This is a genomic window from Chromobacterium vaccinii (assembly GCF_001855275.1).
Classification (GTDB): domain Bacteria; phylum Pseudomonadota; class Gammaproteobacteria; order Burkholderiales; family Chromobacteriaceae; genus Chromobacterium; species Chromobacterium vaccinii.
On the sequence record NZ_CP017707.1, the window covers coordinates 2,716,992 to 2,742,893 of the forward strand.

General features: G+C 64.1%; 20 protein-coding genes and 1 other RNA gene. 4 read left to right on the forward strand and 17 right to left on the reverse strand.

Features of this window, described 5'->3' with window-relative positions:
- Nucleotides 1–85 precede the first annotated feature (85 nt).
- An RNA gene (rnpB, locus tag BKX93_RS12660) (RNase P RNA component class A) lies at nucleotides 86–545 on the reverse strand.
- Between the two features lie 106 nt (nucleotides 546–651).
- Here rnpB and BKX93_RS12665 point away from each other — a divergent pair.
- Nucleotides 652–3,816, forward strand: coding sequence for an EAL domain-containing protein (locus tag BKX93_RS12665; RefSeq protein WP_046167806.1), 3,165 nt, complete (start codon nucleotides 652–654; stop codon nucleotides 3,814–3,816).
- Between the two features lie 10 nt (nucleotides 3,817–3,826).
- Here BKX93_RS12665 and BKX93_RS12670 read toward each other — a convergent pair whose 3' ends face one another.
- From BKX93_RS12670 to BKX93_RS12690, 5 genes are all read right to left on the reverse strand, one after another.
- On the reverse strand, nucleotides 3,827–4,747 hold the full coding sequence (locus BKX93_RS12670) for an FUSC family protein (protein WP_070980075.1): 921 nt from the start codon (nucleotides 4,745–4,747) through the stop codon (nucleotides 3,827–3,829).
- Nucleotides 4,744–5,316 (reverse strand): cysteine hydrolase family protein, encoded by a 573-nt coding sequence (locus tag BKX93_RS12675; RefSeq protein ID WP_046156306.1) that lies wholly within the window; start codon nucleotides 5,314–5,316, stop codon nucleotides 4,744–4,746. Before BKX93_RS12675 ends, BKX93_RS12670 begins: the two co-directional genes overlap by 4 nt.
- Nucleotides 5,313–5,777 carry a MarR family winged helix-turn-helix transcriptional regulator gene (locus tag BKX93_RS12680; RefSeq protein WP_046167808.1) on the reverse strand — a complete coding sequence of 155 codons (465 nt, stop codon included), beginning with the start codon at nucleotides 5,775–5,777 and terminating at the stop codon, nucleotides 5,313–5,315. The genes BKX93_RS12675 and BKX93_RS12680 overlap by 4 nt, the downstream gene beginning before the upstream one ends.
- A 103-nt stretch (nucleotides 5,778–5,880) precedes the next feature.
- Complete coding sequence (locus BKX93_RS12685; protein WP_070980076.1) at nucleotides 5,881–9,696, reverse strand: translocation/assembly module TamB domain-containing protein; 3,816 nt, start codon at nucleotides 9,694–9,696, stop codon at nucleotides 5,881–5,883.
- A gap of 4 nt (nucleotides 9,697–9,700) precedes the next feature.
- Complete coding sequence (locus tag BKX93_RS12690) at nucleotides 9,701–11,476, reverse strand: autotransporter assembly complex protein TamA (protein WP_070980078.1); 1,776 nt, start codon at nucleotides 11,474–11,476, stop codon at nucleotides 9,701–9,703.
- A 305-nt stretch (nucleotides 11,477–11,781) separates the two neighbouring features.
- Here BKX93_RS12690 and BKX93_RS12695 point away from each other — a divergent pair, with 305 nt between their 5' ends.
- Entirely contained in the window at nucleotides 11,782–12,789 is a 1,008-nt protein-coding gene (locus BKX93_RS12695; protein ID WP_070980080.1) for an MBL fold metallo-hydrolase, read from the forward strand.
- 32 nt (nucleotides 12,790–12,821) lie between these two features.
- Here BKX93_RS12695 and BKX93_RS12700 read toward each other — a convergent pair whose 3' ends face one another.
- A complete protein-coding gene (locus BKX93_RS12700; protein ID WP_083340685.1) occupies nucleotides 12,822–13,463 on the reverse strand; it encodes a TetR/AcrR family transcriptional regulator in 642 nt (213 codons plus the stop codon).
- Nucleotides 13,464–13,525: 62 nt separating this feature from the next.
- Between BKX93_RS12700 and BKX93_RS12705 the strand changes: the two genes are divergently transcribed.
- The gene (locus BKX93_RS12705) at nucleotides 13,526–14,068 is read left to right on the forward strand and encodes a DinB family protein (RefSeq protein ID WP_070981822.1); all 543 of its coding nucleotides are present in this window, start codon (nucleotides 13,526–13,528) and stop codon (nucleotides 14,066–14,068) included.
- Between the two features lie 10 nt (nucleotides 14,069–14,078).
- On the opposite strand, the gene BKX93_RS12710 is transcribed toward BKX93_RS12705, so the two are convergent.
- Nucleotides 14,079–14,564, reverse strand: coding sequence for a GNAT family N-acetyltransferase (locus BKX93_RS12710; protein ID WP_070980081.1), 486 nt, complete (start codon nucleotides 14,562–14,564; stop codon nucleotides 14,079–14,081).
- 239 nt (nucleotides 14,565–14,803) lie between these two features.
- Here BKX93_RS12710 and BKX93_RS12715 point away from each other — a divergent pair, with 239 nt between their 5' ends.
- The gene (locus tag BKX93_RS12715) at nucleotides 14,804–16,000 is read left to right on the forward strand and encodes a GGDEF domain-containing protein (protein ID WP_070980083.1); all 1,197 of its coding nucleotides are present in this window, start codon (nucleotides 14,804–14,806) and stop codon (nucleotides 15,998–16,000) included.
- Nucleotides 16,001–16,033: 33 nt separating this feature from the next.
- On the opposite strand, the gene BKX93_RS12720 is transcribed toward BKX93_RS12715, so the two are convergent.
- From BKX93_RS12720 to aceF, 9 genes are all read right to left on the reverse strand, one after another.
- Nucleotides 16,034–16,699 (reverse strand): lysozyme inhibitor LprI family protein, encoded by a 666-nt coding sequence (locus BKX93_RS12720; RefSeq protein ID WP_070980085.1) that lies wholly within the window; start codon nucleotides 16,697–16,699, stop codon nucleotides 16,034–16,036.
- A gap of 355 nt (nucleotides 16,700–17,054) precedes the next feature.
- Nucleotides 17,055–17,756 (reverse strand): HAD family hydrolase, encoded by a 702-nt coding sequence (locus BKX93_RS12725; protein ID WP_070980087.1) that lies wholly within the window; start codon nucleotides 17,754–17,756, stop codon nucleotides 17,055–17,057.
- Complete coding sequence (locus tag BKX93_RS12730) at nucleotides 17,753–18,061, reverse strand: SMI1/KNR4 family protein (protein WP_070980088.1); 309 nt, start codon at nucleotides 18,059–18,061, stop codon at nucleotides 17,753–17,755. Before BKX93_RS12730 ends, BKX93_RS12725 begins: the two co-directional genes overlap by 4 nt.
- Nucleotides 18,062–18,316: 255 nt before the next feature.
- Nucleotides 18,317–18,967: an MAE_28990/MAE_18760 family HEPN-like nuclease gene (locus BKX93_RS23760; protein WP_083340686.1), complete on the reverse strand. Its 651-nt coding sequence runs from the start codon at nucleotides 18,965–18,967 to the stop codon at nucleotides 18,317–18,319.
- A complete protein-coding gene (locus BKX93_RS23765) occupies nucleotides 18,964–20,073 on the reverse strand; it encodes a DUF262 domain-containing protein (protein ID WP_083340540.1) in 1,110 nt (369 codons plus the stop codon). Before BKX93_RS23765 ends, BKX93_RS23760 begins: the two co-directional genes overlap by 4 nt.
- 450 nt (nucleotides 20,074–20,523) lie before the next feature.
- Nucleotides 20,524–21,045 carry an REP-associated tyrosine transposase gene (locus BKX93_RS12735; protein ID WP_070980090.1) on the reverse strand — a complete coding sequence of 174 codons (522 nt, stop codon included), beginning with the start codon at nucleotides 21,043–21,045 and terminating at the stop codon, nucleotides 20,524–20,526.
- A 495-nt stretch (nucleotides 21,046–21,540) separates the two neighbouring features.
- Entirely contained in the window at nucleotides 21,541–21,933 is a 393-nt protein-coding gene (locus BKX93_RS12740; RefSeq protein ID WP_070980092.1) for a hypothetical protein, read from the reverse strand.
- A 320-nt stretch (nucleotides 21,934–22,253) separates the two neighbouring features.
- Nucleotides 22,254–24,053, reverse strand: a complete 1,800-nt coding sequence (gene lpdA / locus BKX93_RS12745) for a dihydrolipoyl dehydrogenase (protein ID WP_070980094.1) — start codon at nucleotides 24,051–24,053, stop codon at nucleotides 22,254–22,256.
- 139 nt (nucleotides 24,054–24,192) lie between these two features.
- The gene (gene aceF / locus BKX93_RS12750; protein ID WP_070980096.1) at nucleotides 24,193–25,842 is read right to left on the reverse strand and encodes a dihydrolipoyllysine-residue acetyltransferase; all 1,650 of its coding nucleotides are present in this window, start codon (nucleotides 25,840–25,842) and stop codon (nucleotides 24,193–24,195) included.
- Between the last annotated feature and the right edge of the window lie 60 nt (nucleotides 25,843–25,902).

A 25,902-nucleotide genomic window follows, 5' to 3' on the forward strand; every position in this document is an offset into this window, starting at 1 on the left:
TTCGCCGGGCGGGAAAAGTTTTTGCTTATTTTTTAAGCAGATTCGATAGCCGCGAGTAATCGCGTCCGGAAGGAATAAGGAATGGGGTGGGAGTCAGCCGATAAGCCGGGTTCTGTCGTTGGACAATCATTCCTCTAGGCCTGCCGTTGCCGACAGGCTCAAGCAACCTACCCGGGGACAACGCGAGCCACGTTAGCGCCCCCCTATTTGGTCTTGCTCCGGATGGGGTTTAGCCTGCCGTCCGTGTCGCCACGTCCGCGGTGCGCTCTTACCGCAAGCGGGTTTCCCCGCCCGTCCGGGCCGGCTTGCGCCTCCCGGTACACCTTTTCACCCTTGCCTGATCCGCCCTTGCGGGTTTTTCCGGGGCAAGCCCCGAAAAAAGACTTTGTCGACCTTGCGGTCGACAAGTCCGGCCATCGGCGGTTCAGCTCTCTGTTCCACTTTCCGTCGCCTCGCGGCGCCCGGTCGTTAACCGGCATCCTGCTCTATGGAGCCCGGACTTTCCTCCCCGTCCTTGCGAACGCGGCGATTGCCTGGCCAACTCCCGAGCGCGATTTTAACGGAAATTGGATATCGCCGCCTGACAATTTTTCATGACATTCAGGATAATCCCGTATACTGACCATCCCTTTTCGAAGTCCAGAGATCGTGATGGAATGGAATCCCGCCCGGCTGTCGCGCCTGCAGCTGTCCGGCACCCTGGCCATCGTGTTCGCGCTGGCGCTGACCCTGGCCAGCTATTTCCTGATGATGAGCTGGCGCGATTTCCAATCCGGGCGGCAAAACATCGAACAGGAAGCGACCGCGCGCGCGCGCGACGGCCTGCAAGCCTACGCCGACCACGCCGCGCTGCTGCTGTCGGCGCTGCGGGAGCGCACCAATGACACCATGCGCCACCAACTGCGCGAGCAGGTGGACCAGGCCTGGAGCCTGGCCGACGCCATCTGGCGCCGCGAGCATGCCCGCCAGAGCCCCCGGCAGGTGCAGCAGCTGATCGTAGAGGCGCTGCGGCCGCTGCGCTACTTCGACGGCCGCGGCTATTTCTTCATCGACACCCTGAACGGCCGCTGCGTGCTGCTGCCCACCGCGCCCGAGCGCGAAGGCCAATCGCTGCTGGACAACCGCGACGACCGCGGCCGCCGCATCATGCGGGGCCTGCTGGACTCGGTGGACAACGCCGCCGGCCGCGGCTTCTCCGCCTACCGCTGGTATCTGCCCGGCGCCGGCCGCATGGACGACAAGATCACCTACGCCCGCCGCTTTCCACGCTACAACTGGCTGATCGGCAGCGGCGAATACATCAGCAATGTCGAAGCCGCGTTGCAGCAACAAGGCCTGGACACCTTGGCGCGGATGCGCGCCGGCCAGGCCGGCGGCGAGCTGATGATCGTGGACGGCGGCGGCATCATCCGCCTGTACCCGACCCGGCCGGCCTTGGTCGGCAAACCCTACCTCAAGCTGCCCGCCGCCGAGCGCGCCCGCGTCGAACAGCTGGTGCAGCTGGGCAAGCACGGCGGCTTCGTCGAATACAGCCAGCAGGACGACGCCGGCCTGGCCTCCGACAGCTATCTCGCCTACAGCCGCCAGTTGCCGGGCTGGGACTGGACCCTGGTCACCAGCGTCAAGGTGCAGACGATACGGGACGACAGCCTGCGCGCCGCCCAGCGGCTGAAGGGCCGGCTGGCCGAACGCATCCTCGCCACGCTGGGCATGACCCTGGTGGCGATGCTGTTCGCCGGCCTGCTGTGCTGGTACTTCGTGCGCTGGGTCGGCGCGCTGGTGCGGCGCTACCAGCAGGATCTGGCGCAGAGCCATTTGTCGCTGAAGGAGCAGGCGCGGGAGCTGAAGCTCAGCCATTTCATGATCGACAACGCCACCGAGCTGGTGGCGCTGCGCAACAGCCGCGGCGAAGTGGTGTACTGCAACCAGGCGCTGCGGCAAGCGCCGCAACTGGCGGACGCGCTGTTCCGCCATCCCGGCGGCGGCTACCCGCTCACCTTCGAAACGATGGAGGGCGCCGGCGAGTCCGAGCGCTGCCTGGAAGTCACGATCAACCAGCTCAACTACCAGGGCGACGCCTACCTGTGCGCCACCGCGCGCGACATCAGCGGCCGCCGCCAGGCCGAACGCCAGCTCAGGCTGGCCGCCCAGGTATTCGAATCCAGCAACGAGGCCATCCTGATCTCCGATCCGGACAACCGCATCCTCACCGCCAACCGCGCCTTCGGCCACATCACCGGCTACGGCGAAGCCGAGGTCCGCGGCCTCAAAGCCTCAATGCTGTTCTCCGACCGCCACGAGCCGGCCTTCTTCCAGCAAATGTGGCAGACGCTGCAGCAGCGCGGCCAGTGGTCGGGCGAGATCTGGAACCGGCGCAAGAGCGGCGAGCACTTCCCCTGCTGGGTCAACATCAGCGTGCTTCTGGACGCGCAGGGCGAGATCAGCCACTTCGTCGCGCTGTTCACCGACATCTCCGAGCGCAAGGAGCAGGAAGCGCGGGTCCAGCACATGGCCGAATACGACGCGCTGACCGACCTGCCCAACCGCGTGCTGGTCAACGACCGCCTGCACCAGGCGATACGCCAGGCCGAGCTGCAGCACAACCAGCTGGCGGTGCTGTTCGTCGACCTCGATCACTTCAAGAACATCAACGACACCCTGGGCCACTGCGCCGGCGACGAGCTGCTGAAAGAGGTGGCGCGGCGGCTGGCCGGCGCGGTGCGCGGCCTGGACACCGTCGGCCGCACCGGCGGCGACGAATTCGTGCTGATCCTGCCGTCCATCAACCAGCCCGGCGAGGCGGCCCAGATCGCCGAGCGCATCCTGCGCACCATCCAGCAGCCATTCCAGATCGGCGAGCATTCGCTGGTGGTCGGCTGCAGCATAGGCATCAGCCTGATGCCGGACGACGGCAGCGACATCCAGACCCTGCTGATGAACGCCGACCTGGCGATGTACCACGCCAAGGCGCACGGCCGGAACACTTTCCGCTTCTACACCCGCGAGATGAACACCCAGGTGGCCGAGCGGCTGCTGATGGAAAACCGGCTGCGGCGGGCGATGGAGCAGGAACAGCTGTACCTGGTCTACCAGCCGCAATACGACATGGCCGGACAAAGGCTGCTGGGCTGCGAGGCGCTGCTGCGCTGGCGCGATCCTGACGAGGGCCTGATCATGCCCGGCCGCTTCATCCCGGTGGCCGAGGACACCGGCCTGATCGTGCCGCTGGGCCGCTGGGTGCTGGACCAGGCCTGCCGCCAGGCCAGCCTGTGGCTGCATGCCGGACTGGCGCCGATGCGGGTGGCGGTCAACGTCTCCGCCCACCAGCTGATGCGGCACGACTTCATCGACGACGTGCGCGAGGCGCTGCAACGGCACGCGCTGCCCGGCCATTGCCTGGAACTCGAAGTCACAGAGAGCACGCTGATGGCCGATGCCGACCTGGCATCGCGCCAGTTGGCGGTGATCAAGGCGATGGGGGTGCGGCTGGCGATAGACGACTTCGGCACCGGCTACTCCAGCCTCGCCTACCTGAAGCGCTTCGCGCCGGACGTGGTGAAGATAGACCGCTCCTTCATCAGCGACCTGCCCGGCGACGAGGAAAACGCCGCCATCGTCAGCGCCATCGTCAACCTGGCCCGCGCGCTGAGCATGGAAACGCTGGCCGAAGGCGTGGAAAACGAAAACCAGCAGCGCTTCCTGCAGACGCTGGGTTGCGAAGCGATGCAAGGCTATCTGCTGGGCAGCCCGCTGGCCGAGGAAATGATGACGCGCCGGCTGGAACAGCAACAACCGCGCCCGATGCAGCCGGCGTAAGCGCGGCGGTTCAACGCGGCGACGCCAGCCAGCCACCGACAGCCAACACCAGCAACACCAGCGCCGCGGCCGCGCCGACATCCAGCAAGCGCGCCAGGCCCAGGCCGCCAACCAGCGTCAGGTGCGCGGCTGCCAGCATGCTACGGGCGGCGAAGGCGGGACGGTAGGCGCGGAACAGCGTCAGGCTGAGCATCCCCGCCGCGGCCATCGCCCAGGCCAGCGGCGCGCTGTCGCTCAAGGCCAGTCCCAGCGCCACGCCGCAAGGCACGCCGATCAGGGCGGCGCTGACGCGTTGCCAGCTCTTGCTCCGCACCGCGGCCCAGCCGCCCACGCAGACGCTGGCGGCCGACCACACCAGCCACTGGCCGTACGGCAAACGGCTGGCCGCCGCCCACCAGGCCAGCACCCCGACGCAAACAAAAGCCAGCCCGAATGCGGGCGACTCGCCCGGCTTGCGCTCGGCGCCGCCGCGGCGGCCGGCCAGCAGGTGCAACGCCCAGGCGGCCAGCGCGCCGCCGGCCAGCCAAGGCAGCTCGGCCGACGCGGACGCGCCCCGTTCGGCCATCTCATAGCCCAGATACAAGGCCGGGATGAAAGTGAAATTGGCGACCGAGCGCCAGGCGGCGCGGCGGCGGCCCAGCCGGCACCCCAGCTCCGCGGCCAGCCCGCAAGCCAGCGCGAACCACGCGGGCCAGCGCCACAGCCAGGCCAGGAGCAAGGCGCCGCCCAGCGCGGACAGCGCCTGGAGCAAACTAGACGACGCATCCAGCCGGCCGCGCTCCATCGCGATCAGGCAGCACACCGCCAGCATGCCGCCGCTCAGCCAGCGCGGGTCGCCGTCGATCAGCGCCATGCCCAGCGCCGGCAGCAGCAGGGCGACAGACCGCGGCGCCAGGTAGCCGTCGCAGTGCCGGGCCAGCGCGGCGATCACAAGGCCTCCAGCTGCTCCTGCGTGACGATGCCGGCGATCGCCGCCAGCTGCCGCATCGACATCTGGTGCTCCTCCTCGCTGGCTGCCGCGCAGGCGGGCTCCAACACCAGCACGCGGTAGTCGCGGTCGTGCGCGTCGCGCGCGGCGGCCTGCACCGCCCAGGTGCTGCTGACGCCGGCCACCACCAAGCGCTCGATGCGCTGCGCGCGCAGTACCGCTTCCAGGCCGGTGGCGTAGAAGGGGCTGACCCGGTGCTTGGCGACCACCGCGTCTTCTGGACGCACATCCAGCTCCGGATGGAAGGCGGTGCCCTCGCCCTGCAGGTTCAGCGCCTGCAATTCGGCCGCGCGGCTGAAAATGGCCGAGCCCTGCGGCATTTCGACATAGGACGGCGAGAAGCCCACCTTGACGTGAATCACCAGCCAGTCCCGCGCGCGCGCCAGCGCGATCGCGCGGTTGGCCTCGGCGATCACGCCGCGTTCGGCGGCATGGCCGGCGCAACGCGCCACCCGGCCCTGCGGATGCATGATGTCGATGATGTAATCCAGCGTCAGCAGTGCGGTTTTCATGCTTGCTCCTTGATCGATGTGGGTTCGGACGCGGCCAGCCGCTCCAGCAGCTCGCCGGCCCGCAGCAGGATGCCGCGCTCCTCGGCGCTCAGCCCCTGCAGCGCTTGCTGCAGCCAGCCGTCCCGCAGTTGGCGGTTGCGCCGCAGCGCGGCCTCGCCGGCCTCGGACAGCCCGACGCGCACCCGGCGGCCGTCGTCTGGGTCCTGGGTGCGGCGGATCAGGCCGGAAGCGTCCAGCTCGCGCAGCGCGCTGGCCAGATTGGACGAGCGCAGGTTCTCCCGGCGCGCCAGCTCGGTCGGCGTGATGTCGCCGCCGGCGCGGTCTATCGCGCCCAGCACCGCCAGCAGCCCGAAAGGCAGGACATCCAGGCTGCCCTGGCGGCGCAGCCTGCGCACCATGGACATCAGTTGCCGGCGCAGCAGGCTGGCCTCGGCGGTAGGCAGAAAATTGATTTCGCTCATTTTTCTATTTTTACATAGCTATATAAACATAGCAATATCGGAATGCAAGGCGGAAAAAAGCCCGGCGGTTTGGCCGGGCTTTCGATGGCGGCGCGAAGCGCGCCTAGTCGAAACGCAGCGTATAACGTGACTCCGCCGACATCGCCGTGCCGGCGCGCAGAATCACCGACCAGCCCTTGGACAGCTGGTAAGCCAGCTTCACCGCCTGGTCGGCGCTGCTGATGCCGTACTCGTAGCCCAGGTAGAGCTCGCGCGTCAGCTGGCGGCCCACGGTCACCACCTGCTCGGCCGGGCTGACCGTGCCGTTGGCCAGCGTCTTCTCCTTGCGGCTGGACACGCCCAGATCGTCGAACAGGCCGATGCGGTCGTTGATCGAACCGGCCAGCATCATGCCGGCCGACGCGGCCAGGTCGTTGTTGTCGCGGTCGCCGCTGGCGGGACGGCCCAGCACCAGCCAGGCCAGCCTGTCCTTCTCCGCCATCGGCTCGTCGCTGATCAGCCTCACCTTGGGCATGGCCACCGAACCGCTGACCTCCACGCCCGCCCCCACCGGCGACAGCCGGCGCTTGGCCTGGACGTTGAGCAGCGGGTTGTCCAGCGGACCGTTGAAGGTGATGGCGCCGAAGGTGATGTCCAGATCCTGGCCATAGGCCTTGTAGCGTCCCTTGACCACCTTGACCTGGCCCTTGGCCGCCGGCGCCTCGCCCGGATTGGCGCTGACATGGACCATGCCGGACAGCTCCACGTCCAGCCCCTGGCCGGTAAAGCGGAAGCGGTCACCCAGATCCAGGTCCAGCGCCACCGTCAGCGGCATGGTGGCGAAGGCGGACGGCTCCGCCGGCGGCCTGCCCACCACCACCACGTCGCCGCCCAGGTCCGGCGCGCCCAGTTTGGGCAGGCCGATGCGGCCCTGATCGGCGCGGATGCGGCCGCTCAGCGACAGCTTGCCGCCGACGAAGGCCAGCTCGCTCTGGCCGGACACCACCAGCCGGCGTCCCGGCCGGTCGAACACGCTGAAGCGCTGCAGCGCCACCTTGACCCGCGCGTCGGGCAGATCGTCGCTGAGGTCCAGCGTGCCGCTGGCGGTGACCTCTCCCTTGCCGCTGACAAAGCGCAGCTGCTGCAAGGTCAGCTTGCGGCCGTCGACGCGGGCCAGCAGATTGCCGTCGGCCAGCGCGATGCCGGTGCGGCGGTCGGCGAATTTCAGCTGGTCGCCGCGGATCTGGCCCAAGGCCTGCGGCGCGGCCAGCGGGCCGCTCAGATCCAGGCTGGCCTGCAACTGCCCGCCCAGCTCCAGGCCGGGGCCGGACAGCTCGGCCAGCGTGGACAAGGCCGGCAGGCTGGCGCGCAAAGTGCCGGACACCGGCGTGCGGCCGTCGATGTGGCCGCCGTTCCACGGCAGGCTGCCCTGGCCTTGCGCCTGGGCGAAGCGGCTGTCCAGATTGAGCTTGAACGCCAGTCGGCGTCCGTCCAGGTCCAGATCCACCCGCGCGGTCTTCAGGCCCAGCGGCACCGGCCGGCCCTTGCCTTGCGGCAGCTGCACGTCGCCGCCGCTGCGCCACACCGCCAGCTGGCCCTGGCCGGACGGCGCCAGTCCCCAGTCGGCGTCGAACTGCAGGTTTTGCTCCACCGGCAGCTTCAACAGCGGCCCCAGCTCGGCCAGTTTGATGCCGCGCGCGCTGCCGTGGCTGCTGAGCGCGCCGTTCGCCTGGCGGGTGAAGTCGGCCAGATTGAGATTGCCGCCCAGCAAGGCCAGCCGCGCTGCGCCCAGCTTCACCTGGCCGTCGCCGCCGACGAAGAGCGCAGCCGGCGCCTGCAGGCTGAGGCCGGGCTTGCCGGCCAGATCGAGCTTCTGCACGCTGCCCTGCCAGCCCCCGGCCGCGGTCAAGCCGCCGCTGGCTGCCAGTTGCAAGTTGTAGTTCAAATCGCCTTCGCGGAAGCGTCCGTCCAGCTGCAGGCCGTGGCGGGCGCGGGTGCCGGACGCGCGGGCATGCAGCTGCTCGGCGCGCAGCGTGCCGGCCTGCAGCGCAGCCACGTCCAGGCTGAGCTGGAAGGGGCTGGCCTGGTCGGCCTTGATATTGCCGGCGAACTGCAGCGATTGCAGCGCCACGCCCCCCGGCAGCTTCAGCCGATCGGCCTGCAGCTTGGCGTTGAGCAGCGGCGCCTTGGGCACGCCGGCCAGTTCGCCCTGCCCCTGTATGGTGCCGGCGAAGCCGGGTCCCAACAGCGACAGATTGGGCGCGTTGATCGCCAGCTTCAGCTTGTCGCCGGCCACGCCATAACTGCCGTTGGCCTGCAGCCGGTTGTCCGCCAGGCGGATATCCAGCAGCAATTGCTTGAGGCGGCGCGGGTCCAGCAGCACGTTGGCGCTGCCGGACAACGGCGCGCCGGATAGCTTGCTGGGCGCGAACTGCAGCTTGGCGCCTATCTCCATCGGCTCGGCCAGCTGGCCCGCCATCTTCAGCGTGGCGTTCAGATCGCCCTTGGGCAGCTTGGGCTGCAAACGCGACGGGTCGGCGTGGCTGAGCGCGCCGTTCAGTTCGAACAACTGGCGGCCGGACAAGCCCAGCTTGCCGTTGACGCTGATCGCGCCGCCGCCGGTTCCCAGCTCCAGCTTCTTCAGCAACAAGGCTGGCTGCTTGCCGCCGGCCAGCTCCAGCAGCGCGTCGGCGCGCAACTGGCCGCCTTTCAATTGGGCGGCGACGCGCGGCTCGGCCGGCGCGCCCTCCACCGTGATCCGGCCGCCTATCGTTTCATCCGGCGCGGCCTCGTGCAGCTGGCGCAGCGCCACCTTGCTCAGATCGGCCGCCAGCTTGATCGCGCCCGGCTTGAATTCGCCCGACAGATCCACCCGGCCGCCCGCCGCCTCGACATGGCTGTTGTACAGCTCCAGCGCCTTCTCGTCGGCGCGGAATTCGCCGACCAGCAGCGACAACGGCAGCTTGTGCGCCGACAACGCGCCCGGCTCGGTGTTGATCAGCGTCAGGCCGCCCTTGACCCTCTGGCCGGCGTCCGGCTCGGCGAACACCGCGAAACTGAGCCGGCCCTTGGGCCAGGACGGCAGCAGCGATTGCGGATTGATGTTGCCGACGCGGACGTCCAGCCGCGCCAGCCGGTTGAAGGGATTCGTGTCGAACGGCCTCAGCGCGCCGGACAGCTCCACGCTGACGCCCTTGCCGTCCATCTGGCCAGAGAAGGCCGGCTTGAGCAGATCGCCGGACAGATCCAGCCTGGCCTTCACCGCCACCTGCTCCAGCTCGCCGCGCGCGGCCAATTGGCCGGACAGCGCGAACGGCGACGCGGCCGCCAGATCGAGGCCGGCGTCGACGCCGCCCCACGGCGTGTCCAGCCGCTTCAATTTCAGACGATGGCGGGCGCCGTCGTAGTCGTAGCCGGCCTGCAGCCGGTACAGGCTGACGTGGGCCGGCTCCAGCGTCAGGCTGGCCAGCGACAGCTCGCCGACGCGGACCTTGAGCGGCAGCGCCAGCGATTGCGGCGCCTGCAGCGGCGCCGGTTTTTCTTCCGGCTTGGCCCGGCTCAGCACGCGCATGTGGCCCAGCGCCAGCCGGTCGATGTCCAGCCGGCCGCGCCACAGCTCCAGCGGATGCCAGTCCAGCTTCAGCGATTCGATGTCCACATCGTCGCCGGCGCTGCGCACGCGGATGTCGCGCAGCGCGAAGCCCTGCCACAACGCGCCGTCCACCGCGCCGACGCTGAACACGCCGCCGCTGAGGCGGCTGGCGCCCTGCAGCGCCCAGGCGAAGCCGGCCGGGCTGGCGCTGATCCAGCCCAGCAAGGCCAGCAGCAGCGCGAACATCAGCGCCAGCGCGCCGAAGAAGGCGCGCCAGCGGCGCGGCCGCCGCGGAGGGGTGGGCGCCTGCTCCGGCGCCTCGGTTTGGGGGGTCTGCTTGTCGCTCATGGGATCAGAAGGCCAGGCCCAGGCTGAGGTTCCAACGGATCTTGCCGTCGCGCTCAGCCTTGGCGATGTCGAAGGACAGCGGCGCCACCGGGCTCATCCAGCGCACGCCGACGCCGTTGGCGTGCTCGGGCTGGAAGCCCTTCCAGCTGTCGGCGGCGTTGCCGGCGTCGGTGAACAGCGCCAGGTACCAGTCCGGCTTGATCGGAATCTGGTATTCCAGGCTGCCGGTAGCCACCACCCGGCCGCCCAGCACCGCTCCTGAGCCCTTGGGATCGGACAGGCCCAGGCTCTGGTAGTCGTAGCCGCGCACGCTGTTGGCGCCGCCGGCGCGGAACAGCAGCGTGGACGGCACCTGAGAGCCGTCGCGCGCCCACACCTGGCCCAGCTCTGCCCGGACAACCAGCGTGCCGTACTTGGGGAACGGCGACCAGTAGCCGACCGCGCGGCCATAAGCGCGCACCAGCGAAGTGGACGAGCCGAACTGGCCTAACGAACCAGACAACCTACCATCCAGCAGGTAGCCGCTGCGCGGCCGCATCAAATCATCGACCGCACGCTGGGTCCAGCCATACACCAGCTGGGTGACGTGGGTATCGGTAGTCTCGCCGCCGGCCTCGGCGCTTTCCTTCAGGAACTCCACCCCCATCCGCGCCTCGATGTTGCCGCGGCTGCGGATGCGCCATACGCCGGCGTCCACCGTATTGGTCTTCAGGCCCTGCACGGTTTCCGACTTGAACGAGCTGGTGATGGAATGGGAATAGCCGTCGGACTGGCGCGGGAAGCCCAGGCCGAAGCTGACCGCCTGCTGGTCCCGCTTCCAGTCCAGCAGCAGCGAGCCGGTATAGCCGCGGCGGAAGATGTTGTAATGGTCGTAGCCCACCCGCACGCCAGGGCCTTCCTGGGAGTCGTAAGTCAGACCCAGTTCCACCTTCTGCCGCGGCATCTCCACCACGTCAACCGTCACCGGCACGCGGTTATCGGCGATGTGGTCGAAATCGGCGCTGACGATCACCGACGAAAAATGCGGGTCCTGCTCCAGCGCCGACTGGTAAGCCAGCACCTTGTCCTGGCTGTACGGCGAGCCGGGATTGAAGTCGGCCATGCCCAGCGCCACTTTCTCCGGATAGCGCTTGATGCCGTTGACGGTGATCTTGCCGAACGCGATCAGCGGGCCGCTGTCCAGCTTCACTTCCAATGTGGCGCGGCGGGTGGCGGGATCGACCCTGGCTTCGCTGGACACGATGCGCGCCCGGGGGAAGCGGTCGGCCTGCAGCCGGCGCAGCACCGCGCGCTTGCCGGCATCCCAGTCCGTCTGGCGATAAGGCGCGCCCATCGGCAGCGTCCAGGCCTCCAGCACCTGGGCCAGCCGCTGCTGGTAGTCGCTCTGTTGGCGGATGTCGCCGTCCAGCCGGATGGTGACGTCGTCGATCAGCACCGGCTCGCCCGGGCTCACCTTGACCCGCACCCGGTTGCCGGCCTCCAGCGCCGCGTCCACGCGGGCGCCGAAATAGCCCTCGGTCTCCAGCAGCTTCTTCGCCTCGTCAGGCGTGCTCTTCACCAGCGCCTCCAGCCAGCTCTGGTCGACGTCCGGGTCCTTCTGGTTTTCCACCAGATCCAGGTTGTCGCGCAGCAATTGCGCCAGATCGGACGGCGCGTCGATTTCCACGCTGTATTCAATGCCGGCCTGCGCCTGCGCCACCGCCAGACAGGCGGCCAGCGCCAACAGCCGGCCAGGGCGGCATGCGAGAAAGCGCGGAGGGAGAATGGAAAAACGTGGCATGGTTCGATTCAAAAGGGGATGTCGCATGGTAACGGAAGTCAGCGGGGCTGGCGACCGGCAAACGATTGTCAAACAAGGGGTATCTGACCGTATCCGCCCCGCTCAAGTTCACTCCGGGCTTGTCCATGCGCAAGGCATCAAACCGGGAAAAGCCCGCATCCGCGAATATTTTCCCCATCAATACCCAGCCCAATCCCCCTCGCTCCCTCCCTCTTTTCATAAAATCACATTGAAATATAAGAATTAGTCAAAACATTGAATATGCATCTTAGTATTTCACACCAATATCAATTGAAGCGACCGCCATGAAACCATCGTTGTCCGCCCTGCCCATTCGAACCCTTGCCGCCGCGCTGTTCGCCGGCCTGCAATTACTCTCTCTCGCCCAGGCGGCGGAACTGCCCGCCTCCTCCGAGCCCGCCCAGCTACGCAATCAGGCCCCCGGCTTCTTCCGGATGCAGCTTGGGGACTTCACCGTCACCACCCTGTTCGACAAGAGCCTGCAACTGCCGACATCCGTGCTGCAAGGCGCCGCCCCCGGCCAGATCCAGACACTGCTCGATGCCGGCGACAACCCTCTGCCCGCGTTTCCGGTATCCGACAATGCCTTCCTGATCCACACCGGCCGGGAACTGGTGCTGATCGATACCGGCGCCGGGCGCTTCTATGGCGAAGGCGATGGCTCGCTGCTGGATAATCTGCGCGCAGCCGGCTACCAGCCCGAACAGGTCGGCAAGATCATCCTCACCCACCTGCATGCCGACCATATCGGCGGCCTGCTGCGCCCCGACGGCCAACCGGCCTTTCCCAACGCCGCCATCTACAGCCACTCGGCCGATTTCGCGCTCTGGACCAGCGCGGAAATGGCCCGATCGACGGACCCGGCCAAGCGCAAACTGCACGGCATCGTGAAAGCCGTCTCCGCGCCTTACCGCGCGGCGGGACGCTGGCATGCCTTTGATGGCCAAGCAGAGATCGCGCCCGGCGTCACCGCCGTGCCGCTGCCGGGCCACACCGCCGGCCATACCGGCGTGAAAGTCAGCAGCCACGGCGAAACGCTGTGGGCGGTGGGCGACATGATCCACAACCTGGCCGCCCAATCGGCCCAGCCAGAGATCTATGCCAGCTTCGACACCGACGGCGGACAGGCGGCGGCCACCCGGCGGCAGGCCTTCGCCCGCATCGCCGCCGGCCACGACTGGATCGCCGCCGCCCACGCTCCCTTCCCCGGCATCGGCCGCCTGCGCGACGACGGCGGGCGCTTCGCCTGGCTGCCGGCGGAGCGGCTGCCGCTTGCCGAATCCCCTCGCTGAGCGTGCCGCCGCTTGAGCGGCAGACGCCAATCTCAAGCAGTCGCAGAACGCCCGGCGGGGATGGCCGCAACGCCCAGGTAGGAGCAGACCAAGCCCCGCAGCTCTCGCCCCAGGCCCGCATGCGCCAGCAGGCCGCGCCGCGCCGCGTTGTGGATCACGCCCTCGATCGCCGACGACAGCAGGTGGGCGGCGACGCCGTCCGCGTCATCCGGTCCGCGATGCCTGGCGACGATGACGCCGTACAGCCGCAGATATTCGTCCAGGAACGCCCGGTGCGCCGCCTCGCCGGCATAGGGATTGGGCAGATCGAGCAGGACCCGGTGCAGCGCCGGATAATCGCGGTGGATGGCGATCATCCCGTCCACCAGCGCCTCGGCCAGACCTTCCGGCGCGGCCTGGCCATCGACGGCGCTACGCAGCACAGCCAGCACCGCCTCAAAGTGGCGGCGGCGGATGGCGTCGAGCAGCGCGGTCTTGTCGGGAAAGTATTGATACAGCGAGCCGATGCTGACGCCGGCGACGCCGGCCACCTCGTTGGTGGTGAAACCGGCCCAGCCGCGAGCGTCCAGAACGCGAGCGCCGGCCTCGACGATCGCGTCCACCATCGCGCGGGAACGTGCCTGGCGCGGGGCCTTGCGCATGGCCGCCGCGGCGCCGGGAATGCGAGTGGACACGCCTGCCTCCTCGGAAAACAATTCAATCATGTCTACATAGCATGAATGGAGAGGCCGGCACCATGAGCGCGAACCAACTATTGACGCGGATGTTCCGCTACCAGGCATGGGCCAACGAGGAGATGCTGGCGGCCATCGCCGGGCTCGACCCCGAACGCCACGCCGAGGAGCGCCGCCTGGCGCTGCGGCTGATGAACCACTGCCAGGTGGTGAACCGGATCTTCGCCGCCCATCTGCAAGGCATCCCGCATGGTTTCGCCGCCGACAACACGCCGGATACGCCGGAGCCGGAAGCGCTGCGGCGGGAGACCGCGGCGCTGGACCGCTGGTATCTGGACTACGCCGCCGGCGCCCCGCCGGCGACGCTGGCGCAAGCCATCCCCTTCGCCTTCACCGACGGCGACAACGGCTATATGACGCGCGAGGAAATGCTGACCCACGTCGTCACCCACGGCGGCTACCACCGCGGCGAAGCCGGCCGGCTGCTGACCCAGGCCGCCGCGCGCCACCCGCTGGGCGTCGAACTGCCCTGGGACACCTACGCGGTGCATCTGCACCGAACCGAACCCGCGCGCCGGCGGCAAGGCGAAACCCAATCGGCCTGAGGCCGGCGGCTTAGAAAACCGCTTGCGCCAACGGCAGGCTGAAGCGCACGCGGTGCTGGCCGGGGCCGCTGTAGTCGAGCGCGACCGGCACGCCCTCTTCCACGCCATCGCCCTCCAGCAGCGCGAAGCCCATCCGCCGGTGAAACGCGATGGACGCCGCGTTGCCCGGCGAGGTGATCGCCTGCGCCGCCAGGCATCCCCGCTCGCGCGCCGCCGCGAAGAAGCGGCGGTACAAGCTGCGCCCAATCTCCTTGCCGCGAGCCGTCGGCGATACCCCGACAAAGTGGATGTAGCCGATCTCCGGCCGCGACTGGGACTGGAAACCCACCAGGAAACCGACAATCTCCTCCCCCTCCACCGCCGCGAAGCCGGTATCGGCGAAATGGTCGAAGAACATGCGGTGCAGCAAGTGCCTCACCTGGCGCCCGCCCCACCAATCGTCCATCACCGAGGAAATGAACGCGAAATCGCTGGGTTGAATCTGTCGGATCTGCATACGGCAAGCCTTTCTGTAGCGATCGTCGGCCAGCCTCCCGCTCCGCGGCTGGCAGCAGATGGATGGATGAATGCGGAAGCCTTGGCCAAAACCGCATTATGCCATTGATATTTCCGCTTAAAACAAACCTCGCCCGCAATGGCTACGTATTTGTTCGTACAAAAACCATCTATCTTGAAGCAGGGTCGCTCCCGCTCGCCGCGCTTGCGATCAACCCTCAGAATCCTGGCGAGGCGACCATGTTCGATAGAAGCGACAAAGGCATCATGCTGAAGGCCATCGTGGTGGCCGCTCCCATCCTGCTGTGCATGGGCCTGCTGCCGGTCTTGTCCTTCTATATCGAAAAACTGCAGGAGCGGGGCAGAACGGAAATCGTCGAATACATCTCGATCGCCCAGGCGGCGATGGAGGTGAAGTTCGACGCCGCCGACCTGAACGGCTGGCAAACCGGCTACGCCTTCGACATCGTGCGCAACGTGGACGGCGCCAGCCGCGACAACGCCATCTCCCGGTCGGAATTCCTGCGCTCCGCCGACAATTTCCGCCGTGACATCCAGTCTCTGCGCGACATGCCGCTGGCCGCCGATCAACGCAGCCTGCTGGACAGCGTGCAGCGGGATTTCAACGCCTTCATGGAGCGGGACCGCGACATCATCGCCATGTACCGCTCCCACTCGTCCGCCTTGCACGACAAAGCGTCCAGCCTGGTGATGGGCGAGGAAATCCAGATCTTCAACCACATCTCCCAGAACACCAACGCGCTGGCCGTCTCCATCACGCTGGACCTGATGAGAAAAGTGGCGCAGTCCAACTCCTACGGCATCGTCGCCCGCTGGATCATGCTGGTGATGTGGATCGTCGCCAGCTCGATGGCCATCCTGCTGGTGCGGCTGCTTCACAAATGGCTGGGGCAGATGCGCGGCCTGATGGAAAAGCTGGAAGCCCTGGCCGGCACCGACGAGCTGACCCAGCTGCCCAACCGCCGCACCTGGGACATCCAGATTGAAATGATGCTGGCCACCGCCCGCCGCTACAACCAGCCCATCGCGGTGGCGCTGTTCGATCTGGACCATTTCAAGCATTTCAACGACAGCTACGGCCACCCCGAAGGCGACCGGCTGCTGCGCGAGGTGGCGGTGCTGATCAAATCGCGGATGCGGCAGTCGGACCTGTTCGCCCGCTTCGGCGGCGAGGAATTCGTGCTGGCGCTGATGGACTGCGACCTGCCCCAGGCCGTGATCCGCATCGACTCGCTGCGCCGCAACCTGCCGGACAACCAGACCTTCTCGGTCGGCGTCACCCTGTGGCTGGAAGGCGAACGGATACACAGCACGCTGGCGCGGGCGGACAAGGCGCTGTACCTGGCCAAGAACGGCGGCCGCGACCGGGTGGTGAGCGTGGAGCCGCCTCAGGAGGCAAACCAGGGGCAGGGCTGATTCCGCCGACCGCCCGACCAGCCCGATAGCGGCTCACCTGGCGTCTGGCGCCTTCCGATATCTCCCTTTGAAAGTAACGTTCATCCCGCCGCATTCGGCATGCTCGTCGCCAACCTCCAGTCCCCCCGCGCCGAAGCGCAGCGTGAACCCGCACTCCGCCGCCGGATCGACATAATGGACAAGCTTTCCCGCCAAAACCGCCGTGCCATCCACCATAGCCGTATTCACATTGCCCGTGGCGGCGTTGCCGACCCAGTTGGCGTTGCCCGTGATGCGGACACGCTGGCCGGACAAGACGATCACAACGATCTCCGCGCCGTCCGCATCCAGCCTGCCGTTCCGGTAACGCCTGTACACCCCGGTATAGGCATCCCCCGCCAAACTTGCCCTGGCATGCTGCTCCAGCTCCTGCAGCTGGACACGATACGCTTGCCGGAGGCTTGCCGCATCTCCAGACCCGCCTCGGCCCCAGGCCAGCCAGTAGCGCTGCCACTCCTTGACCGCGGCCCGGCTGGCGCTCTTCTCCAACGCCAGCCGATAAGCCGCGGCAAGCTCCTCATCGAGCCGGGACAAGACGGGATCGGCGCAAATCGTTTTTTCGACCGGCTTGCGCGCCTTGGCGCAATCGAAACTCGCCGCCCCCGCCAGCAGCGGAAACAGCAAGGCCACGCCATACAGAATCTGCTGGATTGTTTTCATTTCACCCCCATGGTTTGCCGTCACACGCTCAGCGCCTGCATGAGCAACTACGCCATGACTCAAGCGTGTCCAACCACTCGTTCCGACACCCGGAAATCATCCGGAACCAAAGAAAACAGGGCAGCCATCGGCCTGCCCCGCGTCATCAAACCCGCTTTGCGCTCAGCCGGCAATCCGCCCCATCCGTTCCGCCAGCCGCAAGTGGCAGGCGGCGGCCAGTTTGACCAAGTCGCCATTGTTGACCGGCATCCGACCCGGCGATCAGATTGCCGTGCAGCCATGTAGCACGGGTGCCCATAGGGGCGGCCCTCGAGCATGGCTGCAACCCAACCCGGCGACGAGCCTGCTCACCACGTCACGGCACGGCCATTGCCTCCAACAGCAGCGCCAGCGACGAAACCTGTCGATAGCGCATCGCCTCGCCAGTTGGCCAGGCGTGAAAACCGCTCAGCCAGATGGGCGCCATCCCCGCCCGCGCGGCGCCGATCACGTCATTGAGCGGATGGTCGCCGACATATCTGCAATCCTCCGGCCTCACCCCGAGCGCCTCGGCCGCCAGCTGGAAAATCGCCGCATCCGGCTTTTTCACGCCGGCCGATTCTGAGCTGACCGTCAATTCGATCGCCGACGCGAACGGCAACCGCGCCACTTTCTCCAACCGGGTGCGGTGGCTGCCATTGGAGACCACCCCGATGCGGACGCCATTCGCGCGCAAATAGGCCATCGCCTCCGCCGCGCCCGGCATCGCCGCGGTGCAAACGGCGTTGTAGCGCTCCCAATGCGCCAACAACGCCTCCTGCGTGACCGGCTGCCGCCAGGCTATCTCCGTCTGCAAACCATGGGACACCGCTTGCTTGATCGAAACGAACGGCGAACCGGCCGGCAGATAGCCGCCGTTGTCGCAACGCTTCACCACCTCTGCGGCCAGCTCCACCCCGCCGGAGCCGATGGCGTGACCGAAATCGCGCCAGAACTGGCTGGCGTAGAGATCAATGCTGTTGTTCCGGTGTACCAGCGTGTTGTCCAGATCGAAGAAAACAGCCCGCGGCAGCGTCATGCCACATCCGCCGCATCGACCAAGCCGCCATACTCCTCCGAATATGCATAGCAGCCATCCAGCACCCCGGACACAAAATCGGCGAAATACGCTTCAAAGCTGGCCGCCACGCGCTCGCGGTCGCCGGTTTCATGCCACATTGTGATCACCTGCCCAACCGTGCCCGATGCCGCCGGATCCAGATCCAGGCACAGATGATCGCCGCCGCCGTTATGGGTGAAGGGAATCCAGTGCGGGTTCCACCAATCGTTCTTGATGCCCGCTTCCGGCTCCGACGTTTCGCCATCGAAAGCGCCATCGTCCAAGTAGTTCCTTCCAGATGCGCCACTGTCGGTACACCTCTTCGCAAGACAGAAACTCCATGCCGTCGAACAGAAAGTCGCCATCGCTTTGCGGCACACAAAACGCCATTTCAAAAGTGCCAGACTAGGTATTGCTAAATTCTTAGCATTCCAATCTCGCACTAAAAAATTTAGCATTTTAAAATGGCAGGTATTTTCAAGCAATGCTCACTACAAAAGTTACTCACCCAATTTATAACATAGTCACCACATAAAAACTTAGCAAGCTAGTTTATACCTCCCTTGATAAGCATTATCCTCCAAAGCATCACTAAATAATCTCATTAGCGAAATAGTTTCATTAGTCAATACATTTAAATCACTAACATCTATCATTACATCCTCTCCGTGAGCTATAGCATTCCTCCTTTTCAATAGAAAAACATCTATAAATGTCTTCTTGTCAGCAAATCTGTCAAACGATATGCCACAAATCAAACAAATTTCGCAAAGCACCTCTGATTTTAGATTGGCCTTAGTACTCACAATATCTTCATTTACTTTGCTAAATCTAATATCTGTAGAATTGAGAATCTCATCTATCAAATTACATCTATCAAAAATATTTGACTTTGAAGATGACAAAGCTGCAAGCCTAGGCAAGAAATGATTTCGCAAAAACTGTCTATCAAGATTCCCAAACTGAAGCTTGCGAATAGCCACATACTCTAGATATTTTCTTGCCGAAAATCTAACATACCCTTCCCAGTGTGCATAGCAAATTGGAATCAATGCTCTTAACAGCACCTTTTGTAAAATTCGATCCGCACGTAAAGCAGCTGTCTTCAGATCTGAGATCTCCTTAATACGCCACGTCCTATCTTGGTCAAGAATATCTGACAATACCTCTTCTGTGTATGGTTTACTCACGGCTGAAACCATCTTTCACCAAATGGAACTGTTCGCTGTATGCGAGTCGTTCCTCTCAAGCCCGGCGAGGTAAATCTTTCCACCTCTTGTTGTTGCCAAAAATCTATAATTTTTCCTCTAACAAATGATTCCGGGTTCGGCAAAGCCAAAATAGCATCAATATTCTTTGCAACTCCAACTGCAATCGTCTCCAACCCAATAAGACCAACCTTTCCAACATAGCGTTCAGCAGCATAACGCCTTAGCGCATCTCGCCCACCAACAATACTTAGAAGGTTAAACACTCTCTCCAGTATACTAATTTTCTGATGGTAATTACCTGAAGTAGCAAGACTAATAACTCCCTCATCAATATACTCTTCAACATCAAGGACCCCATCATATGGAATTGACAAATGAACTAAAAATCTCACAGCCAACTCCATGTGCCTTTGCTTTTCGATCTGATCTTCAGTTACATCCACAACCGTTTTAAATGGATCACTTTCAGCAACACCTTTTATCATGCGGAAAAAGTCACCATTCACCATTAACATTATACAATTTCTTAATTCTTGTGCATTTGCTTGCGTCCCACCAGAATTCAACCTCTGAAAAAGATCAAATTTTGTCTGATTATCGCTAGGACGCTTCAATATCTCTACACCGATTCTAGCTCGCCGAATAGCAAGTTGGTAGCTTTTATCAAGTGGCCTTTGCTCATCAACGGAGGCATCCTGAATCCTATCAGACTGCTGCCATACAGAATTATGCAAGGATGGTAAGTATTTAGTTGCTTCTAAAATAGAAGGCTGTTCAACTTGACCATCTGGACTCTTTAACAGCCCCATAAACTCTAGAATTGTAGATACCCGCTGAAGACCATCTATAAGCTCCCACTTCCCATCCTCTTTTTCAAAGACAAAAATAGATGGTAGCGGAATACCCAACAAGAGTGACTCTATTAATTTTGATTTTTGTCCGATACTCCATCGAAACAATCTTTGAAAATCAGGAGCAATAATTATCTCTTCATTTTCATACATGCTCACAATTTCGCCAATAGACATTTGATATGCATCGGTTCGGACCAATCGCTGAGCATTTGCAATTTCATCAGATAACATATATCGCTCCTTATAAAATAATACTAAAACATGTAGCTTTGGGGAATATAGCTTATATTATACCACCACCCAATCTGGACAGCTCCATCAGACTTTCATTCGAGCAATAGTGCATCGCCTCTTTAAGTGGGGCACACCCTCCACTGTAGAACTGAACCAACGCACCCTACATCAACCCGGTAAGTTGGGTTGCCCCGTAGGTTGGCGCAGAGAGCTGCGAAACCCAACGTTCACCGCGCCCTATTCTTGCAACTGCAAGGCAACGCGTTCCCCCGCCCAATCCGCAGGCAACCACCCATGCCTGACATAGCGATGGAAGCTGGAATACGACCAATCCACCACCCGCTCCACATGGCCATGCTTGACCGGGTTGTAATGGATACAACCCGGTAAGTTGGGCTCCATCGTAGGTTGGCGCTGAGCGCAGCGAAGCCCAACGTTCACCGCGCCCTACTCCTGCAACTGCACCACAACACCTTCCCCTGCCCAATCCGCAGGCAACCACCCCAACCTGACATAGCGATGGAAGCTGGAATACGGCCAATCCACCACCCGCTCCGCATGGCCATGCTTGACCGGGTTGTAATGGATATAGTCCACATGCGCTTGCAGATCCGCTTCATCCCGGATCTGATGCTCCCAATACCGCCGCTGCCAGATGCCGCGCTCCCGCTTGCGCTCTCGACTCTCCCGAATTCGTTCGACTTTGGGCATATTGCGCGAAAATGCCGCCTTGATCAGAGCCATTCTTATCGCGTAGTCAGCGTCGCCCTCCGGCAAGGCCCATACCGCATGGAAATGATCCGGCAACACCACCATGGCGACGATCTCAAATGGATGGCGGTCTCGCACTTGGCGAACAACCTGCCGCAAAACGTCGATATGGCGAGTCAGATAATCTTGTCGCCGATCCGCCAAGTTGACAGTGAAGAACCATGTGCCGCCTTCTGCCATTGAACGACGATAACGCATGGATTGCCTCCAGCACACCCGCGGTAAACGTTGGGCTTCGCTGCGCTCAGCGCCAACCTACACTCCAACGAATCCCAGGCCATCTGAAACATAGAACCGCACCAACTCACCAACATCCCCAGCAGCGCAAGCCGTCTCCGAAGCCATTCCCAAGGAGCCGCCGGCTGTTCGACATGGGGCGACGTTAGCGCCTCGCTAGTTCCGGCGGCTCCTTGGGAATGGGTTTGGAGACGAGGTTCCGCAGCGCTGTTGGGGCGGCCTGGGATTGCCAAGGGGCTGGCCGCACAGCCCCTGGCCCGTTCGCCGGGCGGAATCGGCACCAAAATCAATCGTCCGCACAGCGGACACAAAACCGCGACACCAAAACCGGTGCGTCGCCCCTGCAGGGTAACGCACCCCTACCCGCACAGCACCCTAATCGGCTTAGCGGACATCTCTATGGCGAGAACTATCATCGGAAAGCGGATATAGGTCTGTCCGAATAGGTTGTGTGAATTAGCGGAGTTTGCGGACCTTTTGTCCTTCCCAGCCGCATGATGCGCCGTGATAGTAGGAACAGTCTGTTTCCGTCACGCTAGCACTCTTGCCATTGGGCGAAAAATTGACTTGAATTACGCACTGCTCGCCTCCTTCTTCCTTCTTGTACGGCTTGAACTGCAGCACATTGCCTTTGAGCTTGCCTATTCCTGCAACGGAGCCAGAGCATCCCTCCTGAGCTACCGTGGTGGACGCCGCCAACGTACCGCTGTCTGAGTCCAAGACGATCAGTTCCAAGGAGATGGGGGCGCTTTTGAAACTGCCCTCCACTTGTACGGGAGACACGGTGGAGGCCGCGTGAGTAGTCAGTGAGAAACCAAGTACTGCGGCAAAGAGTATTGGGTATTTCATCACGATTCCTTTTTATTTAGAAAGATGGCGTGTATCGATGTCATGCTTAATGGTTTTTGAATCACATATTCTATGCCATGGCTCAGTTGGCTGCATTTCATTGCCAATGCAAATGTTGTATTTGCTGGCCAACTTGCTTTAGCGCGTAGGGAGCATCGCCCCTGCGAGGTGACATACTCTACCGACGGAGGTGAAACATCCGCTTGGTGGCTCCCCCTCTACGAAACCCAATTGCCATACCGCCTGGCAAAAACAAAAAGGGCAAGCCCCCAGGCTTGCCCTCTCTCCATCTGACAGCGGTCAAAACCGCCGATCAAACCTTACTTCTTGCGTTGCGGCGGCAGGTCCGTGCAGGTGCCGTGCGCCACTTCCGCCGCCATGCCGATGGACTCGCCCATCGTCGGGTGCGGGTGGATGGTCTTGCCGATGTCGGTCGCGTCGCAACCCATCTCGATCGCCAAGCACACTTCGCCGATCATGTCGCCGGCGTGCGGGCCTACGATGCCGCCGCCGATGATCTGGTGGCTTTCGGCGTCGAAGATCAGCTTGGTGAAGCCTTCGTCGCGGCCGTTGGCGATGGCGCGGCCGGAGGCGGCCCACGGGAACACGCCCTTCTCGATCTTCAGGCCTTGCTTCTTGGCTTCGTCTTCGGTCACGCCCACCCAGGCCACTTCCGGATCGGTGTAGGCCACACCCGGAATCACGCGGGCGTCGAAGTAGGCCTTCTGGCCGGCGCAGTTTTCCGCCGCCACGTGGCCTTCATGCACGCCCTTGTGCGCCAGCATCGGCTGGCCGACGATGTCGCCGATGGCGAAGATGTGCGGCACGTTGGTGCGCTGCTGCTTGTCCACCTGGATGAAGCCGCGGTCGGTCACCGCGATGCCGGCGTTTTCCGCGCCGATCAGCTTGCCGTTCGGCGCTCGGCCGGTGGCGTACAGCACCAGGTCGTAGCATTGCGGTTCTTTCGGGGCTTGCTCACCCTCGAAAGTCACCCACACGCCGTCTTCCTTCGGCTCCACGGCCACGGTCTTGGTGTTCAGCATGATGTTGTCGAAGCGGTGCGCGTTCCACTTCTGCCATACCTTGACCAGGTCGCGGTCGGCGCCCTGCATCAGGCCGTCCAGCATTTCCACCACGTCCAGGCGCGCGCCCAGCGTGGAGTAGACGGTGCCCATTTCCAGGCCGATGATGCCGCCGCCGATGATCAGCATGCGGTCGGCCACGCCCTTCAGCTCCAGCGCGCCGGTGGAGTCCACCACGCGCGGGTCGTTCGGGATGAACGGCAGCTTCACCACGCGGGAGCCGGCGGCGATGATAGCGTTCTTGAACTTGACGATCTTCTTCTCGCCCGATTCTTCGCGGCCCTTGCCGGTAGTCACCGAGACTTCGATGTGGTGCGGGTCGATGAAGTGGCCGTTGCCGCGCACGATCTCCACCTTGCGCGCCTTGGCCATGCCGCCCAGGCCGCCGGTCAGCTTGGCGATGACCTTTTCCTTGTAGCCGCGCAGCATGTCGATGTCCACTTCCGGCTTGCCGAACTTGATGCCGTTGGCGGCCAGGTGGCTCACTTCGTCGATCACCGCGGCGTTGTGCAGCAGCGCCTTGGACGGGATGCAGCCCACGTTCAGGCACACGCCGCCCAGGGTGGCGTAACGCTCGACGATGACCACTTTCAGGCCCAGGTCGGCCGCGCGGAAGGCGGCGGAGTAACCGCCGGGGCCGCCGCCCAGCACCATCACGTCGCACTCCACGTCCGCGCCGCCGCTATGGGAAGCGGCGACCGGAGCGGCCTGCGGCGCGAAGCCGGCCTGAGTGGTGGCGGAGGCGACGCCGGTGGTTTCCACCGGTTTCGGAGCGGCCGGTGCCGCGGCGGCTGCGCCGGCGGCTTCCAGAATGACGACCACGTCGCCCTCGGACACTTTGCTGCCCACGGCGACGCGCACTTCCTTGACGGTGCCGGCGGCTTCGGCCGGCACTTCCATGGTGGCCTTGTCAGTTTCCAGCGTGATCAGGCTGGCTTCTTTTTCAATCACGTCGCCCGGTTTGACGAACACTTCGATCACGTCCACGTTGTTGTGGCCGCCGATGTCCGGGACTTTCAATTCGATCAGATTGCTCATGGTTTTCCATCCGCAATGTTGGGAGGCCGGCGCAAAGCCGGCCGCCTCGAGTCTGGCTGATTCTGCAGGGTGGAGCTTCCCCCTGCATCCTGCGGCAAGAAGACGAGGCCCCGGCCAAGCCGAGGCTTCCGCCCAGCCGTTACAGGATCAGACGGCGCACGTCGGTCAGCAGCTTGCCCAGGTGCACGGTGAAGCGCGCGGCGGCCGCGCCATCGATCACGCGGTGATCGAAGGACAGGCTCAGCGGGCACATCAGGCGCGGCGCGAATTCCTTGCCGTTCCACACCGGCTTGATCTGCGATTTGCAGACGCCGAGGATGGCCACTTCCGGCGCGTTCACGATAGGCGTGAAGCTGGTGCCGCCGATGCCGCCCAGGGACGAGATGGTGAAGGTCGCGCCTTGCATGTCGGTCGGTTTCAGCTTGCCTTCGCGGGCCAGCTTGGACAGGTCGGTCAGTTCCTGCGCGATCTGGCGCAGGCCCTTCTTGTCCGCGTCCTTGATCACCGGCACTACCAGGCCGTTAGGCGTGTCGGCGGCGAAGCCGATGTGGTAGTACTGCTTCAGCACCAGGTTGTCGCCGTCCAGCGAGCTGTTGAAGTTCGGGAAGGCCTTCAGCGCTTCGGCGGCGGCCTTGATGATGAAGGCCAGCGGGCTGATCTTCAGGCCGGACTTTTCCCATTCCTTGCCCACGGTCTTGCGGAAGTCTTCCAGCTCGGTGATGTCGCACTCGTCGTTGAACGTGACGTGCGGGATCATCACCCAGTTGCGCGACAGGTTGGCGCCGGAAATCTTCTGGATGCGGGACAGCGGCTTGGTTTCGATCGGGCCGAACTTGGCGAAGTCCACCTTTGGCCACGGCAGCAGGTCCAGACCCACGCCGGAGCCCGCCGGCGCGGCGGCCGGGGCCAGCGCGGCCGGGTTCTGCATCACGCCCTTGACGAAGGCCTTGACGTCGTCTTCGGTGACGCGGCCCTTGCGGCCGTTGCCCTTCACCTTGCCCAGATCCACGCCCAGTTCGCGCGCCAGACGGCGCACGGACGGACCGGCGTGGGCTTTGGAGAAGGCGATTTCGTCGATGGCGGCGGACACGGCGGCGGCTACCGGCGCCACGGCCGGAGCGGCTGCAGGCGCGGCGGCTACCGGGGCCGGAGCCGCCGGGGCTGCTGCCGGAGCCGGCGCAGCGGCTGCCGGGGCGGACGCGGCGACAGCGCCCTCTACCACCACAATCAGGTCGCCTTCGCTGACCTTGTCGCCCACCTTGATCTTCACTTCCACCACCTTGCCGGCGGCGGTGGCCGGCACTTCCATGGTGGCCTTGTCGGTTTCCAGCGTGATCAGGCTGTCGTCGACGGCGATTTCGTCGCCCACTTTGACAGTCACTTCGATCACATCGACGCCGTTATGGCCGCCGATATCCGGCACGCGGATTTCGCTGCGGCCGGATGCGGCGGGCGCTGCCGGCGCGGCGGCGACCGGAGCCGGGGCTGCGGCCGGGGCGGCAGCGGGAGCCGGCGCGGCTGCGGCCGGGGCCGGAGCGGACGCGGCGGCGCCCACTTCGATGATGGCGATCACGTCGCCTTCGGAAATCTTGCCGCCGACGACGGCTTTCACTTCCTTGACCACGCCGGCGGCTTCGGCCGGCACTTCCATGGTGGCCTTGTCGGTTTCCAGGGTGATCAGGGAGTCGTCCACGGACACGGTCTGGCCCGGGGCGATGAATACTTCGATGATGTCTACGTTGCTGTGACCGCCGATGTCGGGCACTTTCAGTTCGATCAGATTGCTCATGAGCTTTCCATTCGTAGGGCGGAAGCCCCTCTCGGGGCGTTCCGCCGGATATCCGCTACA

Excerpts from the sequence above, each read along its gene's own strand:
- BKX93_RS12685 (WP_070980076.1), bottom strand. The coding sequence starts at position 9,696 with ATGAGCGACAAGCAGACCCCCCAAACCGAGGCGCCGGAGCAGGCGCCC.
- BKX93_RS12665 (WP_046167806.1), top strand. The coding sequence starts at position 652 with ATGGAATGGAATCCCGCCCGGCTGTCGCGCCTGCAGCTGTCCGGCACC.
- BKX93_RS12740 (WP_070980092.1), bottom strand. The coding sequence starts at position 21,933 with ATGAAATACCCAATACTCTTTGCCGCAGTACTTGGTTTCTCACTGACT.
- BKX93_RS12720 (WP_070980085.1), bottom strand. The coding sequence starts at position 16,699 with ATGAAAACAATCCAGCAGATTCTGTATGGCGTGGCCTTGCTGTTTCCG.
- BKX93_RS23765 (WP_083340540.1), bottom strand. The coding sequence starts at position 20,073 with ATGTTATCTGATGAAATTGCAAATGCTCAGCGATTGGTCCGAACCGAT.
- BKX93_RS12725 (WP_070980087.1), bottom strand. The coding sequence starts at position 17,756 with ATGACGCTGCCGCGGGCTGTTTTCTTCGATCTGGACAACACGCTGGTA.
- BKX93_RS12735 (WP_070980090.1), bottom strand. The coding sequence starts at position 21,045 with ATGCGTTATCGTCGTTCAATGGCAGAAGGCGGCACATGGTTCTTCACT.
- aceF (WP_070980096.1), bottom strand. The coding sequence starts at position 25,842 with ATGAGCAATCTGATCGAACTGAAAGTGCCCGACATCGGCGGTCACAGC.
- BKX93_RS12710 (WP_070980081.1), bottom strand. The coding sequence starts at position 14,564 with ATGCAGATCCGACAGATTCAACCCAGCGATTTCGCGTTCATTTCCTCG.
- BKX93_RS12695 (WP_070980080.1), top strand. The coding sequence starts at position 11,782 with ATGAAACCATCGTTGTCCGCCCTGCCCATTCGAACCCTTGCCGCCGCG.
- BKX93_RS12715 (WP_070980083.1), top strand. The coding sequence starts at position 14,804 with ATGTTCGATAGAAGCGACAAAGGCATCATGCTGAAGGCCATCGTGGTG.
- BKX93_RS12705 (WP_070981822.1), top strand. The coding sequence starts at position 13,526 with ATGAGCGCGAACCAACTATTGACGCGGATGTTCCGCTACCAGGCATGG.
- BKX93_RS12690 (WP_070980078.1), bottom strand. The coding sequence starts at position 11,476 with ATGCCACGTTTTTCCATTCTCCCTCCGCGCTTTCTCGCATGCCGCCCT.
- lpdA (WP_070980094.1), bottom strand. The coding sequence starts at position 24,053 with ATGAGCAATCTGATCGAATTGAAAGTCCCGGACATCGGCGGCCACAAC.
- BKX93_RS12675 (WP_046156306.1), bottom strand. The coding sequence starts at position 5,316 with ATGAAAACCGCACTGCTGACGCTGGATTACATCATCGACATCATGCAT.
- BKX93_RS12680 (WP_046167808.1), bottom strand. The coding sequence starts at position 5,777 with ATGAGCGAAATCAATTTTCTGCCTACCGCCGAGGCCAGCCTGCTGCGC.